This is a genomic window from Nitrobacter sp. CN101 (assembly GCF_055390255.1).
In genome coordinates, this window is sequence record NZ_AP038833.1 from 3,463,116 (window position 1) to 3,481,167 (window position 18,052).

17 protein-coding genes are annotated in these 18,052 nt (G+C 59.8%); 8 read left to right on the forward strand and 9 right to left on the reverse strand.

The features are described 5' to 3' along the window. Nucleotides 1–30: 30 nt before the first annotated feature. The 4 genes from ACZ5IL_RS17375 to ACZ5IL_RS17390 form a co-directional block, all read right to left on the reverse strand. Nucleotides 31–348 (reverse strand): proton-translocating transhydrogenase family protein, encoded by a 318-nt coding sequence (locus ACZ5IL_RS17375; RefSeq protein ID WP_011314297.1) that lies wholly within the window; start codon nt 346–348, stop codon nt 31–33. A 117-nt stretch (nt 349–465) separates the two neighbouring features. After that, nucleotides 466–1,596 (reverse strand): Re/Si-specific NAD(P)(+) transhydrogenase subunit alpha, encoded by a 1,131-nt coding sequence (locus tag ACZ5IL_RS17380; protein WP_464593414.1) that lies wholly within the window; start codon nt 1,594–1,596, stop codon nt 466–468. Nucleotides 1,597–1,691: 95 nt separating this feature from the next. Continuing rightward, nucleotides 1,692–1,844: an aa3-type cytochrome c oxidase subunit IV gene (locus ACZ5IL_RS17385; protein WP_425908641.1), complete on the reverse strand. Its 153-nt coding sequence runs from the start codon at nt 1,842–1,844 to the stop codon at nt 1,692–1,694. 396 nt (nt 1,845–2,240) lie between these two features. Beyond that, nucleotides 2,241–4,112: a M3 family oligoendopeptidase gene (locus tag ACZ5IL_RS17390; RefSeq protein WP_464593416.1), complete on the reverse strand. Its 1,872-nt coding sequence runs from the start codon at nt 4,110–4,112 to the stop codon at nt 2,241–2,243. A gap of 151 nt (nt 4,113–4,263) precedes the next feature. Between ACZ5IL_RS17390 and ACZ5IL_RS17395 the strand changes: the two genes are divergently transcribed. The 3 genes from ACZ5IL_RS17395 (at nt 4,264) to ACZ5IL_RS17405 (ending at nt 10,299) form a co-directional block, all read left to right on the forward strand. Next, nucleotides 4,264–5,778 (forward strand): sigma-54-dependent transcriptional regulator, encoded by a 1,515-nt coding sequence (locus tag ACZ5IL_RS17395; protein ID WP_464593418.1) that lies wholly within the window; start codon nt 4,264–4,266, stop codon nt 5,776–5,778. A gap of 318 nt (nt 5,779–6,096) precedes the next feature. Beyond that, the gene (locus ACZ5IL_RS17400) at nt 6,097–8,451 is read left to right on the forward strand and encodes a L,D-transpeptidase family protein (RefSeq protein ID WP_464593420.1); all 2,355 of its coding nucleotides are present in this window, start codon (nt 6,097–6,099) and stop codon (nt 8,449–8,451) included. 273 nt (nt 8,452–8,724) lie between these two features. Then, nucleotides 8,725–10,299: a peptidoglycan L,D-endopeptidase MepK gene (locus ACZ5IL_RS17405; RefSeq protein WP_464596935.1), complete on the forward strand. Its 1,575-nt coding sequence runs from the start codon at nt 8,725–8,727 to the stop codon at nt 10,297–10,299. Between the two features lie 111 nt (nt 10,300–10,410). On the opposite strand, the gene ACZ5IL_RS17410 is transcribed toward ACZ5IL_RS17405, so the two are convergent. The 3 genes from ACZ5IL_RS17410 to ACZ5IL_RS17420 all read right to left on the reverse strand — a co-directional run bounded on the left by ACZ5IL_RS17410 (nt 10,411) and on the right by ACZ5IL_RS17420 (nt 13,474). Next, the gene (locus tag ACZ5IL_RS17410) at nt 10,411–11,079 is read right to left on the reverse strand and encodes an HAD family hydrolase (RefSeq protein WP_464593422.1); all 669 of its coding nucleotides are present in this window, start codon (nt 11,077–11,079) and stop codon (nt 10,411–10,413) included. 377 nt (nt 11,080–11,456) lie between these two features. Then, nucleotides 11,457–12,893 carry a pyruvate kinase gene (pyk, locus tag ACZ5IL_RS17415; protein WP_464593424.1) on the reverse strand — a complete coding sequence of 479 codons (1,437 nt, stop codon included), beginning with the start codon at nt 12,891–12,893 and terminating at the stop codon, nt 11,457–11,459. Further along, nucleotides 12,890–13,474, reverse strand: coding sequence for a DUF1036 domain-containing protein (locus tag ACZ5IL_RS17420; RefSeq protein WP_309775226.1), 585 nt, complete (start codon nt 13,472–13,474; stop codon nt 12,890–12,892). Before ACZ5IL_RS17420 ends, pyk begins: the two co-directional genes overlap by 4 nt. A gap of 180 nt (nt 13,475–13,654) precedes the next feature. On the opposite strand from ACZ5IL_RS17420, the gene ACZ5IL_RS17425 reads away from it, so the two are divergent. The 3 genes from ACZ5IL_RS17425 (at nt 13,655) to ACZ5IL_RS17435 (ending at nt 14,821) form a co-directional block, all read left to right on the forward strand. Further along, complete coding sequence (locus ACZ5IL_RS17425; RefSeq protein ID WP_464593427.1) at nt 13,655–13,957, forward strand: DUF1244 domain-containing protein; 303 nt, start codon at nt 13,655–13,657, stop codon at nt 13,955–13,957. Nucleotides 13,958–14,133: 176 nt separating this feature from the next. Next, a complete protein-coding gene (locus tag ACZ5IL_RS17430; RefSeq protein ID WP_079446052.1) occupies nt 14,134–14,403 on the forward strand; it encodes a DUF2312 domain-containing protein in 270 nt (89 codons plus the stop codon). 256 nt (nt 14,404–14,659) lie between these two features. After that, nucleotides 14,660–14,821 carry a hypothetical protein gene (locus ACZ5IL_RS17435; protein ID WP_173815918.1) on the forward strand — a complete coding sequence of 54 codons (162 nt, stop codon included), beginning with the start codon at nt 14,660–14,662 and terminating at the stop codon, nt 14,819–14,821. Between the two features lie 124 nt (nt 14,822–14,945). Here the strand turns inward: ACZ5IL_RS17435 and ACZ5IL_RS17440 are convergent, their stop codons facing one another. Both ACZ5IL_RS17440 and ykgO read right to left on the reverse strand, forming a co-directional pair. After that, on the reverse strand, nt 14,946–15,614 hold the full coding sequence (locus tag ACZ5IL_RS17440) for a tetratricopeptide repeat protein (RefSeq protein ID WP_464593430.1): 669 nt from the start codon (nt 15,612–15,614) through the stop codon (nt 14,946–14,948). 251 nt (nt 15,615–15,865) lie between these two features. Continuing rightward, on the reverse strand, nt 15,866–15,991 hold the full coding sequence (ykgO, locus tag ACZ5IL_RS17445; RefSeq protein ID WP_011314284.1) for a type B 50S ribosomal protein L36: 126 nt from the start codon (nt 15,989–15,991) through the stop codon (nt 15,866–15,868). A 354-nt stretch (nt 15,992–16,345) separates the two neighbouring features. Between ykgO and ACZ5IL_RS17450 the strand changes: the two genes are divergently transcribed. Further along, nucleotides 16,346–16,651 carry a hypothetical protein gene (locus ACZ5IL_RS17450; protein ID WP_464593432.1) on the forward strand — a complete coding sequence of 102 codons (306 nt, stop codon included), beginning with the start codon at nt 16,346–16,348 and terminating at the stop codon, nt 16,649–16,651. Between the two features lie 162 nt (nt 16,652–16,813). Beyond that, nucleotides 16,814–18,028 (forward strand): EAL domain-containing protein, encoded by a 1,215-nt coding sequence (locus ACZ5IL_RS17455; RefSeq protein WP_464593434.1) that lies wholly within the window; start codon nt 16,814–16,816, stop codon nt 18,026–18,028. Nucleotides 18,029–18,052 lie beyond the last annotated feature (24 nt).

Here is an 18,052-nt window from a genome sequence, read left to right on the forward strand (position 1 = left end):
TTGCCGACAATCGTCCCATCGCGGATCGGCCTACTTCTGCTTCTTCTTGTACATCGCCAGCATTCGCTGGGTGACGAGAAAGCCGCCGAAGATATTCACGCAGGCAAAAACCAGAGCGACGAAACCGAAGGCCCGCGCCCAGCCCGAGCCTTCTGAGATCATGCCGACGCCGACGGCGAGCAGCGCGCCGACCACGATCACCGACGAGATCGCATTGGTGACCGACATCAGCGGAGTATGCAGCGCCGGCGTCACCGACCACACCACGAAATAGCCGACGAATACGGCTAGAACGAAAATCGAAAGCCGAAAAACAAAGGGATCGACGGCCTGCACGACATGTTCCATGGAGGCATTCCTATTCGTCGTTTCCGAGCGTGCGAGAGGCGTGAATGGCAAACCCGGAAATGAACGCGCACGTCGTGTTCTCCGGAACAATCCGCTGACCGGCTGGGCTCATGATCATCATGCGCTTTTCGGCTGGAAATTCGGATGAATGATCGCGCCATTCCGGGTCAGCGCGGTGGCCTTGACCAGTTCGTCGTCCCAGTTCACCGCAAGCGCCTTGGTCGTCTTGTCGACCAGCGTCTCAATGAACGAAAACAGGTTGCGGGCATACAGGCTGGACGCCGAGGCGGCGACGCGGCCAGCGACGTTGGTAAAGCCGATGATCTTCACACCATTGAGATCGACGACCTTACCCGCCTGGACGCCCTCAATGTTACCGCCGCGCTCAACCGCGAGATCGACCAGCACCGAGCCCGGCTTCATCGAGCGCACCATCTCCGCGGTCACGAGCCTCGGCGCCGGGCGTCCGGGAATCAACGCCGTCGTGATGATGATGTCCTGCTTCTTGATATGTTCAGTGGTTAGCGCCGCCTGCTTGGCCTGATACTCTTTCGACATTTCCTTGGCATAGCCGCCAGCGGTCTGCGCGTTCTTGAACTCCTCGTCCTCTACGGCGAGAAATTTGGCTCCGAGGCTTTCCACCTGTTCCTTGGTGGCGGGACGCACGTCGGTCGCGGTGACCACGGCGCCGAGACGGCGCGCGGTGGCGATCGCCTGAAGGCCGGCAACGCCGACGCCCATGACGAATACCTTCGCAGCAGGCACGGTGCCAGCGGCCGTCATCATCATTGGAAATGCGCGGCCGAACGCCTCGGCGGCCTCGATGACGGCCCGATAGCCGGCCAGATTTGCCTGGCTGGACAGCACATCCATTACCTGGGCGCGCGTGATACGCGGCATCAGCTCCATTGCGAAAGCCGACACGCCGGCATCCGCGATCTTTTTTAGTGCAGCCTCGTTGCCGTAGGGATCCATGATCGCGATCACCAGAGCGCCACGCTTGTAGCGCGCCAGCTCGGATGCCTCGGGCCGCCTCACCTTAATAACAAGGTCGGCGTCTTTCACGGCATCGGTACTTACCACCGCTCCGGCGGCGGTGAAGTCCGAATCCGGCACACCCGATTTAGTTCCGGCGCCCGGCTCGATTGCGACATCCGCGCCGAGCGCCTTGAACTTCTTCACTGTATCGGGTGACGCGGCAACCCGCGGCTCCGACTCATCGATTTCCTTCGCAATCGCAATCTTCATGATGCCCCCCGCAGCCAACGGCCACGCACGACTAAAGCACCAGCCAGGTTGCTAGCAATGGAAATCCAGAACGGTCAGAAAGGTCGACCGGACAATCAGGTGAGGAAAATCGCCATCAACGAGACAATGGTGATCACGGCCGCGGTGCCGATCGTCCCAATCTTGATGAAAGCATTATATGTTCCCTCGTGCGCCGGGTAATCCATGCCGTCCGCCGTCGAGTAAACGATTTCGTTATGATCTGACACGTCAAGTCTCCAGCCAGGGTTGATCTTGCGATGGAGGAATTAGCGCAATCAGAGGGACAGAGCAACGGTGCGGCGGTCACCTTGGCGAAGTCATCGCACCTTTATGTATAAAATATACAAATCCGGCCCCTCGAACTCGCCGGAAGCCAAGTTTTCCTGGCTTACGGCCCGCCCTTCGCCTGATGATTTCAACGGATAAAGGGGCAGCACCCCGCCTGTCCGGAACCAGACCTCCCTTCCGGTTGCCTTACGCGTCTGTCGCGGTGGGCCGTTCGCGCCCTAAAGAATCCGCTTCCCGCCAGAAAATACACGCTACGATTGTAATTCAGCTCGGTGCCGGCTTCTGAGACAAGGCTGCGCCATTTTGCCGCGCAGCGCGGCGGCCGGCGAGCCAACCTATCCCATCCTCTCAAGCTCATCGATCATGCCGGCTATCACCGATAATCCGCCATCCCAAAATTGTGGATCCCTGGCGTCGAGCCCGAACGGCCTCAGCAGTTCGGAATAGTGCTTGGTGCCGCCGGCCGCGAGCATCGCCAGATAGCGCTCGGCGAAACCATCGGACGCGTGTTCATACACTGCATAGAGCGAGTTCACGAGGCAATCGCCGAACGCGTAGGCATAGACATAGAACGGCGAATGAATGAAGTGAGGAACGTACATCCAGAAGGTCTCGTACCCCGGCTTGATTTCGATCGCGGGACCGAGGCTCTCGCCCTGTACGCCAAGCCAGAGCTGACCGATGCGCTCTGCGGTGAGTTCGCCGCTCTTACGCTCGGTATGAACCGCGCGCTCAAAGGTGTAGAACGCGATCTGGCGCACCACGGTGTTGATCATGTCCTCGACCTTGCCGGCGAGCAGCGCCTGCCGTTGCTTCGCGTTCTTGGTCTGCGCCAGCAGGCGCTTGAAGGTCAGCATCTCGCCAAAGACTGACGCGGTTTCCGCAAGCGTCAGCGGCGTCGGCGCCATCAGCGCGCCGTTCTTTGCAGCCAGCACCTGATGCACGCCGTGCCCCAGCTCATGCGCCAGCGTCATCACATCGCGCGGCTTGCCCTGGTAGTTCATCAGCACGTAGGGATGCGCCGACGGCGTGGTCGGATGCGAAAACGCTCCCGGCGCCTTGCCAGGGCGCACAGGCGCGTCGATCCACCGGTCGGTAAAGAATCGCTCGGCAATGCCGGCCATCTCTGGCGAAAATTCGCCATAGGCGGACAAAACCATCTTGCGCGCATCGGTCCAGGGGATGACGCCGGTGGCGGCGAACGGCAGCGGCGCGTTGCGGTCCCAATGGGCGAGCTTCTTCTTTTTGAACCAGCGCGCCTTCAACGCATAATAGCGATGCGACAATCGCGGATAGGCCGCGCGCACCGAGGCCACCAGCGCATCCACCACCTCGCGCTCGACGCGGTTGTTCAGGTGGCGCGAATCGGCGACGTCGTGAAAGCCGCGCCAGCGGTCGGAAATGTCCTTATCCTTGGAGAGCGTGTTGGTGATGAGCGCGAAGGTTCGCTCGTTGGCCTTGAACGTCTTCGCCAGCGCCTGAGCGGCCGCTTTCCGCTTCTCCGGCGAGCGATCCTGCAACAGGTTCAGCGTCGGTTCGATCGCAAACTCCTTGTTCCCGACCCTGAATCGTAACCCTGCAATCGTCTGGTCGAATAACCTGTTCCATGCCGAGTAGCCGGTCTGCGACTTCTCATGAAAGAGCTGCTCGAGCCGATCCTCAAGCTGGTACGGCTTGTCTTTGCGACTATCCTCGATCCAGGGGCGATAATGCCCGAGTTCCGGCGCCTGCATGGCGCGCTCGATCACGTCGTCGTCGATACGGTTGAGCTCCAGCGGGAAAAATAGCAGATGTAGCGACGCAGCCGTCAGACGCTCCGAGACGTCGCCATAGAATTTCGAGATCGCGGGATCGATGCTGTCGCCAGCGTGTATCAAGCCTGCAAAGGAACCGAGCCGGCCCGCGAGATCGTCAATCGCCTCATAGCGTCGCACGGCTCCCGCAAGCCATACGCCGCCTTCAGGGCTCGACGTTTCCGTCGCGAGCTTGCCCTTGTAGTCTGCCTCGAACGCCTTGCATTCAGCATCGATCCTGTCGAGATCGCGCGCGACCTCGGGCGCATCAATCCCGAAATAGAGATCCGCGAGATTCCACTCCGGCAGACCTCCCGATTTCACGGCAACCGCTTTTTTGGCCGGCTTGCGGTGGGAGGCGGGTTTACGAGCAGTAGCGGATTTGCGTGAGGCGGAGGAAGTACGCGCAGCCATTATCGATCCAGACTTTCTCTATGAATACCGATCAACGGGAGAGCAGTTACGACATCATGATGGCACGGCGGCAAACCTTAAGAGCGAATTAATCACCGTCCGCCAGTGTGCCTCGATTCGGTACAGATAGTTGTAGTGCGCGGGGAATGCCATGACTGCCACGATTTTGATCGCCGACGATGACGCGGTGCAGCGTCGTCTCGTCGAGAACATGGTGCGGCGGTGCGGCTATGAAACGATGGTGGTCGAAAGCGGCGACGCAGCCGTCGCCGTAATGACGGCGAGCGACGGACCGGTAATCGATGCTCTTGTCCTCGACCTCGTGATGCCCGGCCTCGATGGCATGGGCGTGCTCGCGGGAATCCGCGAGGCCGGCCTCGCCATCCCCGTCATTGTCCAGACCGCACATGGGGGTATCGACAATGTGGTTTCGGCCATGCGTGCTGGCGCACATGACTTCGTCGTAAAGCCGGTCGGCATCGAGCGTCTTCAGGTCAGCTTGCGCAATGCGCTCAACGCCAGCGCACTGAAGAACGAATTGCAGCGCGTCCGTCACAGCCGTGAAGGTCGCCTCACCTTCGCCGACATCATCACCCGCAGCGAGACCATGGCCGACGTGATGAAGGTCGCGAAAAAGGCAGCAGGTTCGTCAATCCCGGTGCTGATCGAAGGCGAGTCCGGTGTCGGCAAGGAGCTATTCGCACGTGCTATTCACGGCACCAGTGACCGCAGCGCCAAGCCGTTTGTCGCGGTGAACTGCGGCGCTATCCCGGACAACCTCGTGGAGTCGATCCTGTTCGGTCACGAAAAGGGATCATTCACCGGCGCGACCGAGCGCCACACCGGCAAATTCGTCGAGGCTTCCGGCGGCACGCTGTTTCTCGATGAAGTGAGCGAGTTGCCGTTAGCCGCGCAAGTAAAACTATTGCGCGCGCTGCAGGAAGGCGCGGTCGAAGCGGTCGGCGGCCGCAAACCGGTCAAGGTCGACGTCCGCATTATCTCAGCCACCAATCGGCGGCTGCTGGATCGCGTCAAGGCCGGACAGTTCAGGGAAGACCTGTTCTATCGCCTGCACGTGCTGCCGCTGACGATCCCTCCGCTTCGGATGCGGCGCGACGATATCCCGAACCTGCTGCGGCACTTTCTGGCGCGCTTCTGCGCCGAGGAACACCGAACGATCAACGGCATCAGCGGCGAGGCGATGGCGGGGCTGTCGCAGCTCAACTGGCCCGGCAACATCCGCCAACTCGAAAACGCTGTTTACCGCGCGGTCGTCATGAGCGAGGGCCCGCATCTTGGCCTGTCGGATTTTCCGTCAACCGGTTTGCAACCCGCTACGGACATTCACCCGGATACGTACGCCGAAGCTGGCGAGCCACTGATCATGGAACCGGTTTCGCCGCGAACAGCATCGAACGTCGTAAACGGTAACGACATACCCCTTGCGCCTACGCCAGATCCCGGCAGCCTGCCATTGTTCACTCAAGACGGCGAAGTACGCCCACTCGAGGAGTTGGAAGCCGACATTATTCGCTTCGCAATCTCGCATTACCGCGGACAAATGTCCGAAGTGGCGCGCCGATTGAAAATCGGACGATCCACGCTTTACCGCAAGCTCGATGACATCGCCGCGAAAAATGGCATCGTCGCCGAAGAGGAACAGTAACGAGCTCAAGTGCGTTTTAGGTAAGTTCGGCGCGCGCATTCGAACCTGATCACGCGAGAGTGCGCGCGGGCGACTGAACCGTTGCGGCGTAGTGACAGACCAACGGAAAATACGCGTCAAAACAACACATCGCGTTGCCAACGATGTTTTTTTGAGGTCAGTTTGTCGTGAATCGCGGTTTGCGGCGTTGGCTGCCCGAATTCAGGCGTGCGAGTAGCAGCATCCGGGTGTCGTGAAGGCCAAACAAAGCCTCGACGGACACAGGACAAAAATTCACCAGATTGTTCCGTGGGGACAGTTTCACCCGAGGGTGCGAGAATGCGAGACTACCCGACTAACCGGACAGGATTCGATCGGATCCTGACAGTGCTTGCAGCCACCTTTTTAGCAGTTTCGACCTCGGCCGCATTTGCCCAGGTGGATGTCGCAAAAAAGAGCGCCTCCGAGCTCGCAATCGACGCAGCCATTCCCACGCCCGAGCCAGCCAACGTTCCGCCGCCCACGGCAGCCGATTTCAAGGCGGATGATGTGCCGCCTGCACCACCGGTGGTCCGCGAGTCGAAGCCCGGCGATCAAAAGACCGAGACGCGCGCAACCGATCCGAAGCCTGCCGATTCAACGGCAGCCGACACGGCCACCTCGCACTCTGACACAACTGCGAACGCAACCGCGTCTTCCGATGCGAAGCCCTCGAGCGTCCAGCCGGGCCCAAACCCCGAGACCACAGAAACGAAGCTTGACGAGCCCAAGACTACTTCCGCCAAACCAGATGACGTCACTGCGGCTCCGTCAAACGGCATCAAGACGAACGAAGCGACGAAGGATGAGCCGAAGAAGGACGCCACCGCGACGATCACCCCCGCGGCCGCGCCGCCTCACGCGGAGACCGGCGCCGCGACGGCCACCGATCAGCCGAGCGAACCAGTGAAGGCCGTGAACAATGTCCCGCCTGCGGATCAGCCGGTAGCCGAAAAGCTGCGCCCATTGCTCGATACGGAGGCGACAAAATTCTTTGACCGCAAGGCCGAGCGGGCAGCTATCGAGAAATTCTACACGGCGCGGAGCTATGCGCCACTATGGACCGAGGGCGGCACACTGAATGCGCAGGCCAAGGGTGTGATTGCGCGTCTCAGGGACGCTGCGGCCGACGGCCTCAATCCTGCCGATTATCCGGTGCCCAACTTTACTGCGGCGTCATCGCCCGACCAGCTGGCAGAAGCCGACCTGAAGCTGACCGCGAGCATGATGGACTACGCCCGTCAGGCCCAGAGCGGCCGAATGCATTGGTCGCAGGTCAGCGCTGATATCCAGTATCCCGAGCACCCTGTCGATCCCGAGCAGGTTTTGACGAACGTCACCACCGCCAAGGATTCATCCGCAGCGCTCGACAGCTACAACCCACCGCATAAGCTATATCGGGAGTTGAAGCAGAAACTGGCCGAGTTGCGTGGCGTGGGCGATGGCCCCGTCACACAGATCGCGGACGGCCCTGCGCTTAAATACACGCCGGAGCGTGGCAAGAAGCACCCCGCCGTGGTGATGGAAGATCCCCGCGTGCCAATACTGCGCGCGAAACTCGGCGTGACCGAAAACGCCAATGACACGCATTATGACGCGAAGGTTGCGGCCGCCGTCCGAAAATTTCAGGCGAATGCTGATCTCAAGGCGACTGGCGTGCTTGACGAGCGGACGGTCAAGGCGATCAACAGCCCGAAACGGGATCGCCAGATCGACAACATCATCGTCAACATGGAGCGCTGGCGCTGGTTACCGCGCGAGCTTGGAGTTCCATCGCTGGGCGACGCCTATGCCATCCTGAATATCCCGGATTATTCGCTCATGGTGATGCAGCATGGTGCGCCGATCTGGACCACCCGCGTCGTCGTGGGCAAGCCGGGAGTCCATGCCACGCCCCTTCTGACGGAGACGATGAAGTACATCACCGTCAACCCGACATGGAACGTACCGCCTTCGATCATCTACAAGGAATACCTTCCCGCCTTGCAGCAGGATCCAACCGTGCTGGAGCGCATGGGTCTCAAGCTGGAGCGTGATCGCAGCGGCGGAATTCACATTTCGCAGCCGCCAGGCGAGCGCAATGCGCTGGGCCGCATCCGCTTCAATTTTCCAAACAAGTTTCTGGTGTACCAGCACGATACGCCGGACAAACACCTGTTTGCAAAAGAAACGCGCGCCTTCAGCCACGGCTGCATGCGGGTTCAGAACCCCGACCAATACGCCGCTACGTTACTCAACATCGCCCTTCCGCAAGAGCATTACACGCCGGAAAAAGTCCGGAGCATGTATGGCCGGAACGAGTTTGACATCAAGTTCCCGACTCCGATTCCGGTGCACATCACCTATCAGACCGCGTTTGTGGACCATGCCGGCAAACTGCAACTTCGCGCAGATGTCTACGGCCGAGACGCCAAGATTCTGGCACTGCTCCAAAACTCCAATGGGCGCGATCTCGAAACGGTCATCGCTCATGCCCAGCCGAGTTATTCCCGTCCCAGGGGGAATATTCCGCAGCAAGGCGTGGCCTTCAATGAAAACCGCGGGTTTGGTGGTGGTTTCGACAACAGCGGCCCATCGTTCTTCGAGCGGCTGTTCGGTGTCCAGACCCCGCCTCCGCAGATGGACGACCGTCGCCGGCGGATATACGGGCGCTAACTCGCCTTTCACGAGCCCTCGAAAGCGGATTACTTGATTAAAAACAAGGGCGTCATCACCTGATGGCGCCCTTTTAACGTTAACCACTATCCACCCCTTCTCGATGACATGGCTCTTTTTTGCCACAGTCAGCGAGCTAATTAATCTTTAGAGCAGGAAGGTTAAGGTAAATCGGCGTTAACCGTCCTGCCCTACGACTTGGCTTATGCCCTTTCACATGGGGTTTTCGTGGAAGGGCTTTCCGACTTGATCGTCTTCCGGGTGGGCTCATACGTGCTTTCTGGTTTTGCACGCGGCTTGAAATCGTTGTCGATTTCACGGACGGGCTTCCGCATCGGCCTGTCGTCGCTTCTTTTGCTTGCAGGTGCTGGATCGGTGCATGATGCCACGGCGCTGAATGAAACGCGCACGCTGTCCTTTCATCACACCCATTCCAACGAAGACCTGACCATCACCTTCAAGCGCGACGGCCGCTATGACGAAGGCGCCCTGAAACAGCTCAATCACTTTCTCCGCGACTGGCGCAGCCAGGAGCAGACCACCATGGATCGCCATCTCTTCGATATCCTCTGGGAGGTCTATCGCGACGTCGACGCCAGGCAGCCGATCAACATCGTCTCGGCCTACCGCTCTCCGGGCACCAACGCCATGCTTCGCCGCCGCTCCAAGGACAGCGGCGTCGCGCGATTCAGCCAGCACATGCTGGGGCACGCGATGGACTTCTTCGTTCCCGGCGTGTCGCTCGAAAAAATCCGGTTCGCCGGACTGCGCCTCCAGCGCGGCGGCGTCGGGTTCTATCCCAAATCTGGTTCGCCATTCGTTCATCTCGATACCGGACATGTGCGACACTGGCCGCGCATGACCCACGATCAGCTAGTGCGTGTCTTCCCGAACGGCCGCACCGTACACGTTCCCTCGGACGGCAATCCCCTACCGGGCTATCAGATGGCGATGGCTGACATCGAAAAGCGCCGGCAGGCGGGTGAAGGGGGTACCGCGAACAGCAAGCCATCGAATTTCCTGATGGCGCTGTTCCGCGGCAAGTCGGCCGACGAAGATGACGAATCTGACGGCCCCCCGTCGGCGGAGCCAGATCAGCCAGTCGCCTCCGCGGCACCCACAGCCTCAGCAGTCCCGGTGCCGCGGCCGAAACCCGGGGCCTTCAAATTAGCCTCCGCCGACGTACAGTCAATTCCGGCGCCGCCGCCCGCCAAACATGCGGCGGACGGCAAACCTCAGACCCCCGCCGACATCATCAATTCCCGCGGGTTCTGGGATGAAATTCCGTCGGCCTCGAAGCAGGTCACGCCAAAGCAGGTTTTAGCCGCCGTGAGCGCGCGGCAGGCGGTCTCCGCAGCCGACCAGCAGCCGACCGACAATGTCTCTGATGCCTTACAGGCGCTCGCCTATGCGTCAGAGAATGACGTCCGCCGCGCGCGAATAGTCGCGGCGACGGCATCGATCCCGCCCATCCGGCCAGCGACCCTCCCCGCACGTAACCCGATGGCGGTGGACAGCGTGACGACCGTCGTGGCCAAAAGCGCTCAAGGCCAAAAGTCCAGCGTATCGATATCCCGCCGTTTAGCACGGGCGACTGCACGCGACAGCGACGCATGGATGCGTGCGATGATCCTTTCCCCGAGCGCGAGCCGCACAATGTTGGCGACGGTCATCGGCGAGCAGGACATGACGTTGATGCAGGTCTATTTTGATAAGCCGGACCGGATGATCACAATGGCTTTCTCAGACGATTCGCAGATGGGTCTGATCTGCGATCGATTCACCGGATCGGCCGTTGCCAAGTTGACCACGACCGCGCTCGTGGTGCGAGCGGCCTCGCCGCGCTAGGCCGCCGGCTCAAACTTCAAGCCCTTTCTCCAGGCCCAAAAGTCTCGTTTTGGGGTAGAGGCGACGCCTCGGAATCAAACGTCGACGTCTCACCTTGACTTAGTTCGGACATCACGACGGAAACATTTTCCCGGTCAGTTCGGCGAAATTGCCCACCCGTGATATCCCTGAAGGCAGATCGATTGGCGCAACAATACCAGTATCGAACCAGTAAACGTGCTGAAATCCGGCCGATGATGCTCCCCCTACGTCAGCCTGTAAGTCATCTCCCACAAATACCGCAGACTGCGCCTCAACACCGATCCTCGTCAGCGCATCTTCAAATATCCGCGGATTTGGCTTGCGCAAACCAACTCGTTCCGAGATGACTACTGCATCGACCATACACCCAAGTTCTAGGGCGTTAACTACGGCAAGCTGCATGTCTGAACGACCATTGGTAACGATGGCGAGTTTGAAGGCGTTCTCCCGAAGCTTACGCAAGAGCTCAGTTGCTCCTTCTCGCAGTCGGCACGACTTCGGAAATGAGTGCAGATAGTCCTTTAGAAGGCGTTCGCTGGCGTGTTGTGCTTGCGGAAACTCGCGGCCCAAGTCTTGATAGACTTGGTCCTTCCAAACCCGCCCACGCTGTTCGAGTTCTACAAAGCGTTCTGCGAAACGTGCTGCATCAGATGCTTGCATCGCCAGAAGTCGCCGTGCCTGAGAAGATATGAAAACTGGAATGGCGGCGGTACGATCGTGAAGAGTGTCGTCGAGGTCGAACAAAACAGCGCGCCGCAATTGCATCTCCTTTGCTGGGCCGAATCAGTCCCAGCACAGGGTAGCGGAGGTGCTGGGATCGGATTACCCCAGTTCGCACACCTCTTCTGGGGCTGCGCTTAAGTCCGACGACATCGTCGTCAGCTTCTACAGCTATAGGAATGCCATAAGGCCGCGCGATCCGAGCGGCCAGCCCCAGGCTGTTCGTCCTGCCGCCCTACAGTCTCGCTCCCAATCCGGTCGAGCAGGTCTTTGGTAGGCTGAGCCCATCGCTCCGAAAAGCAGCTGAACGAATCGTCGAAGCCACATGGAAGCGCACGTCGTCACCTTGCTGACCGCCGCCCAGCACCAACTACTTCGTCAACGCAGGATCTGCCTCAACGTGAGACAATCATGCTCTAAACACCCGTTTCACCGTTCGGACCGACGAAGGCGATACGGACCATGTTCGTCGCGCCCGGCGTGCCGAGCGGCACGCCTGCCACGATGATGATACGCTGGCCTGCCTTGGCGAATCCGTCGCGGAAAGCGATAGAGCCGGCCCGATCGACCATGTCGTCTTGGTCGTGAGCGTCTTCCGCGACCACGCAATGTACGCCCCAAGCCACGGCCAACTTACGCCCCGTCGCAAGGTTCGGGGTAATGGCGACCACCGGCGGCTTCGGGCGCTCGCGCGCCATACGCAGCGCTGTCGAACCCGAACTGGTCCAGCATATGATCGCGGAGAGATCGAGCGTCTCTGCGATCTGCCGGGCGGCGTCAGCGATGGCATCGCCAACGGTAGACTCCGGCTCGGGGCGCTGCGCGTTGAGCACGCCCCGATAGATCGGGTCGCGTTCCACCTCTTCACCGATCCGGTTCATGGTCGCGATGGCTTCGATGGGATATTTTCCGGCCGCGGACTCGGCGGACAGCATGATGGCATCAGCGCCTTCGTAAACCGCCGTGGCGACGTCGGAGACTTCGGCGCGGGTGGGCACCGGCGACAGGATCATCGATTCCAGCATCTGCGTCGCGATCACCACTGGCTTGCCGGCACGGCGCGCCATCCGCGTCATCTGCTTTTGCAGGCTGGGAACCTGCTCGAGCGGCAATTCGACGCCGAGGTCACCGCGCGCGACCATCAACGCATCGGCCATTTCGATGATTTCAGGCAGCCGGTCGATCGCTTGCGGTTTTTCGATCTTGGCCATCACTGACGCACGGCCGCGGATCACCTTCTTGGCTTCGGCAACATCGTCTGCTCGCTGCACGAAGGACAATGCAATCCAGTCAACGCCGGCTTCCAGCGCCGCATCGAGATCGGAGCGGTCCTTGGGGGTCATCGCCGACACCGGCAAATCGGTATCGGGCAGGCTCACTCCCTTTCGGTCGGACATCCTGCCGCCGACGACAACGCGTGTCACTGCGCGCTCGGGCGAAGTTTCCTCGGCAATCAGGCGGACCTTGCCGTCGTCGAGCAGCAAGGTGTGACCGGGTCGCAGCGCCGCCAGGATTTCGGGATGCGGCAGATGAACCCGGGTTCTGTCTCCGGGACTGCTGTCGGAATCCAGAACGAAGGTTTCGCCGTTGCTCAACTGGATCGGGCCGTCCGCGAATGAGCCGAGCCGGAGCTTGGGTCCCTGAAGATCGACCAGAATACCGATCGGACGACCGTAGCTGCCTTCGACGTTGCGGATCGTGGCCACCAGTTCGCGCATCTTGTCATGCGTGGTGTGGCTCATGTTGATGCGGAAAACGTCCGCTCCAGCCTCGAACAGGCGGCGCACCATCGCGCTCTCGGATGAGGCGGGTCCGAGGGTGGCGAGTATCTTGATCCGGCGTAAGCGTCTCATGGCTTGCGTCCGGGCAATGCGCCTGGCGTCAGTCCCGACGCGCCCGGAGACGTTCCGCCCGTGGAATCGGGCGCGCCCGGCATTTCACCTTGTGGCAACCCAGGCACGCGCTGTGGCCCATGTTCGCCGGACTCCGTCAATTGTACGGTCCACGCACGCTGATCTCCGGTATCTATCTCGAAGAAGCCGGTGCGGTCGAAGCCTCTGGCGAGACAATTGTCGGTGCCTTTGATTGTGAATTCTTTATCGCGCGAGCACATGAAAGCCTGTCCCGACCATTCGCCGCCGTGGTCGTAATCTAGAGCATAAATATAATAATAACGTGCGATGAGCGTGCCTCGCAGCAGCGTCTCGCAAGCATGCGATGAAACATTCCACCAGCCCTCGGTGGTCCAGCCATCCGCGTCCTTGTAGCCAAGGGCGATGCCGACGCGGCTGGAGGTATTATTGCAGAGCCGAAAGTCTGCAGCTGCGGGCGCCGACCACAGACAGACGACGAGGATGCCGAGGGCAGGCAAGAAGCCCGCGATACTCGCGCGCGGCGAGAACGTGGGAAAGAGGGGGTGGTCTGATGTGGTCATTAGCCGGGCAAATCGTTTCGCCGTGATTTCGCGTGACCTGCTGCGCCTGTCAACGGTTTGAGCTGGCTTTTCACGTCAAGGTGCTCATTTTCCGGCCTATGAACTCCTATTTGCGCCGCGATATGGTAAAATCCGTGACACGCTCAATTCAACTCAGACAGGCTATGGCGAGATCAGTGCATGACCATTGATGACAGAACGAGAACCGAACTGGAAGCTGCGGTATTCCGTCGGCTGGTCAAGCATCTACAGTCCCGTAGTGACGTTCAGAATATCGAATTGATGAATCTGGCCGGTTTCTGCCGTAACTGCCTGTCAAACTGGCTCAAGGACGCCGCTGACGCAAATGGCGCTGTCATGACCAAGGACGAAAGCCGTGAGGCGGTGTACGGCATACCCTACGAGACCTGGAAGGCAAAACATCAGGGCGAGGCAACGCCGGAGCAACTCGCAGCGATGAAGAAGAACCCGGGCAGTCACTGATTCGTTGGCGAGCGGCCTGTGGGTCGCTGTGGATGAGCGAGATGTCGCCTTGACGCCGAGCACGCCGCTCGGGAGTGTCGAGTTTCATTCAAATGTGACGGGCGGCCGGCGTATCCGAGCTCACAGTCCCAACGTCATCTTTCATAGCAGTCATCGTTCATATCAGGAGTAACAGGATGGCCATCGCTGTCGCCGCCACGGAAGAACCCGCGACCAGATTCGCGAAGGACCAGCTCAGGGCCATCATCGAGCGCATCGAGCGGCTGGAAGAAGAAAAAAAGACCATTTCCGACGACATTCGCGACGTCTACGCCGAGGCCAAGGGCAACGGATATGACGTCAAGGCGCTACGAACGATCGTGAGAATGCGCAAGCAGGACGCCAACGAGCGTCAGGAGCAGGAAACGATCCTGGAAACCTATATGCACGCGCTTGGAATGCTGTGAGGCGCGGGCGCGGTAAGCTGTCGACCTCCGGACTTGGTCGACCTCCGGACTTGCAGGAGTGTCGCGTAGAGTATCTACGGTTGCAATTTTAGGGCCCGTGCCCGGGTTTTCTATTCTGGCGTGATCGGCCAGGATCGAAACGGCTTACCTCGACCTCGTCCCTTATCCTCATAATCCACAGGAACGCGAATCGGCCTGCAGAAATTATTCACGTTCTTGGTGGAAAGTGGGACGACTTCAACCGGAGTGGAATCAGATGAGTTTTGAGGCAGGCGAAGCCGTTATAGATGAGATCGTGGCGTCATGCGACGGCGACATGCGCGGCGCGCTGATGGCGCTCCTGATGATTAACGAGAAACTTGAGGATGAACTGCAACGGCTTTATGCGGCAGTCCGCGAAGGCAATACGCTGCATTAGTGGCCTTCCTCACCGCTGCCCTTCATACTTGCACTGTTAGTCGATCGGGCGATCGTCAATGACTATCTTGGTTTAAATCCAGCGCTGGAGCGTAGCGAAACGCCCTGGGTTTCCGCCCCGGCGATCAGATATCGCGCCCTTCGACCTTCTCAGTCAGGCTCTTGACCAGTTCCTGCACTCTCTCGAGATAGGGATTGATCGCGATCGCCTTCCGGAAGGCGTCAAGCGCGCGCTTGTCGTCACCGAGCTCTTGCATGACCACGCCGAGACCTGCAAGCGCTCCGAAGTGGCGCGGCTCGCGGCTCAGTACCTGCTCGATATCCTCAAGCGCACGCTGATAGTCGTTGCGCATGTAGTGCAGGGTCGCACGCCGGCTCCATCCCTCAATATACTCGGGATGCAGCTTCAGAACCGCGTCGAGCAGCTTGAGCGCGACGTCGAGTTGTTTGGCGTCCGTCGCCGTTTTCACGCGTTGCATCAAAAGCAACGTCGTGTCGCTTGAAGACTGACTCCACAGCGCCAGGATTTGGGCTTCCACATGTCTGGCGCTCTCCTGGTCCGGCGCGGCCTTGAGAGCTCCCAGCAGAAAATCGAGTCCGCGAGCCGTTTCTTTCGGGCTTTTCGGCAGCCTCGATGGCGGCCGCGGCAGATCGCTTGGCCGAGTGGCCTCAGGCGGCGTGGCCTGCGGAGAGCTGCGCGGTGGGGCTTGAGCGGACGCGACGGCCGGCACCAGAGCCCCAGCGAGGGCAAGCATCGTTAGGACACAACCGATCGCGGAGATTCTCTGTTGCATTCACAAGCTCCGGAAATCGCGCGAGCTTGCCGAGTCTACACTACAGCGGTTCTCCGATCCACGGATCGATCCCACTCCGGCGTCATACTGAAGGGCTCGACCTTCTTCGCGATCAAGCCAAGCGTGAGGACAATCGAGGTGTTTTCCTCAACGTAGGACGCTATAGACACAATAAACCCCGGCAAAGCCGGGGTATCAACGAGCTGTGATAACGATTTACGGACGACGTGCCGTAACGGAATGTGTGTGAATCAACCCTGACGAGCCTTGAAACGCCGTTGTGTCTTGTTGATCACGTAAACCCTGCCCTTGCGACGAACCAGACGGTTGTCGCGATGACGGGAGCGTAGGGATTTCAATGAATTACGGACCTTCATGGAAACGTTCCTGATCTTTCAAAGTCCGTGTACGAAGGCCGAAAACAGCAAACGCAAGGCTCGCGGACAAACCGCTCGGGACGCGCGGTTCTAGGCCATCGTGCCGGGGACTGTCAATCCAAACAACCACCTGCATGTGAATTTCCAGCGTGCTGATCCTAATTTTCATGTCAGGCCCCCACACAAGCGTAAGCTAGGCGTGTGCGAGACGGGGCAGCCAAGCAGCCGCAAAACCAGATTGGACGGAGAACTTTCTCGGCAGTAGCATCTTCAAGCGCGCGCCGATGGCTCGTAGCGAAAACAAGGAACATCGCGAGAGCCAGACGGCGACGGACACATGTTTGGAGGTCCGTTATGAAATCGCACCGACTTCCCTTTGAAAACAGATGGACTAACGGCGAGCGCGCTTGGCAGTGGCATTGTGAACTGGAGCGGCTGGGAGTGTCCACGGTCAGGACCATGTTCGCCGATCATGAAATACATCGAAGCAGGAGGCAGGCGGTCGTATACGATATCCCGCCGGAATTTGTCCGGGACTGGCTGGCATTCCACGACCGGGACAAAACGAGGCGGCAGCGCCTTTGGCAACTGATTTTCGCCGTGGTGGCAATCGCCGCATTGGCGATCGCGGCGGCGGCCTTCCTGCGAAACATGACTTGAGTCCACCGACACCTTCGCAGCAGCAGGTTCCCGTCGATTCAATCTTGAATTGCTTTATCAAGGTTAACGATGCGCGGACATTCTCCGGTGCATAACCGGAACGATCCCTCGTGCGGCCATACACAAAGTCTCACTTTGGCCGCCAGCGAGGGGGGCTCAAATATGACCGACACAACCAAGCAGGACAACCAAATCGCGGAAACGCCTTTCGGCAAGCGAAGGATGAAACCCCGCGCCTGCATTGTCGAAAGCAAGCATCACGTACGATCCCTGCTCAGCGAAGCCCTCGAAGAACAGGGTTTCATTCCGCATGCCTGCGCAACGCTGGACGACCTCGATACTTCGTTGCGTTCCGATTTCCCCGACGCCATTGTCATCAGCTTCTCGATGAACGGCCTGGCGGTTTCGGACATCTTGAACCTGCTCGCGGTGCGAGCCTGCGCCGCAAGTGTGCTGCTGATCGGCCGGCCGGATGCGCCTGCCGTCAAGGCAGCCTGCGAGCTCGGAAAAAGTTTGGCGCTCGACCTGCTGCCGGTCCTGCCGACGCCTTTCAGCGACAAGGACCTGCACGCACGGGTCGCCGCCCTGGTGCCGGCCGAACCCCCATCACCACCGGTCGATGTGGCCGAGGCGCTCGGCGCCGGCTGGCTCGAACTCTGGTATCAACCCAAGATCAACGCGCGAAGCCTTTCGCTGGGCGGCGCTGAAGCACTGATCCGGATGCGCCACCCGAACTGGGGGATCGTGCCGCCAAGCCATTTCATTCCCGATGCGGATGATCCACACTTCCGCGCGCTGTCCGACTTCGTCATTGGCCGGGTTTTCCAGGACTGGCGCTATCTCGTCGCCAAGTCGGGGAGCATCCATATCTCCATCAACCTGCCCCTTGCCTTCTTCACGGACGCCAATGCCGTCGAAGTCCTGCGCATGCAGTTCCCGAATCATCCGGCCTTCGACGGCCTGACCGTGGAGGTTGATGGCAGCGAAGTCGTGCAGAATTTACCGCTAGCGGTAGAGGCTGCGCATCGGCTGCGGTTTCACAACATTGGCCTGTCGATCGATGATGTTGGCACGGAATGGCCGGCACTGGCCGCGCTGAACGAATTTCCATTCGCTGAGATCAAGCTCGATCGCAAATTCGTGGACGGCAGCTCTTCCGCGCGGCTCAAGCGTTCTGTCTGCCGCCAGATCGTCGATCTGGCCAAGAGCCATGGCGTCAAGACGGTGGCTGAGGGCGTCGAGACCCGCGACGATTTCCTGGCGATGCACGGCATCGGTGTCGATTTCATCCAGGGTTTTCTGTTCGGCAAGCCGATGACCACCCGGAAATTCGCACGCAACAGTCGTCAACGTCCGGCCTTCGTTCCTGTGGCCTGAAGTGGCGCGTATGGTCGGCGTCTG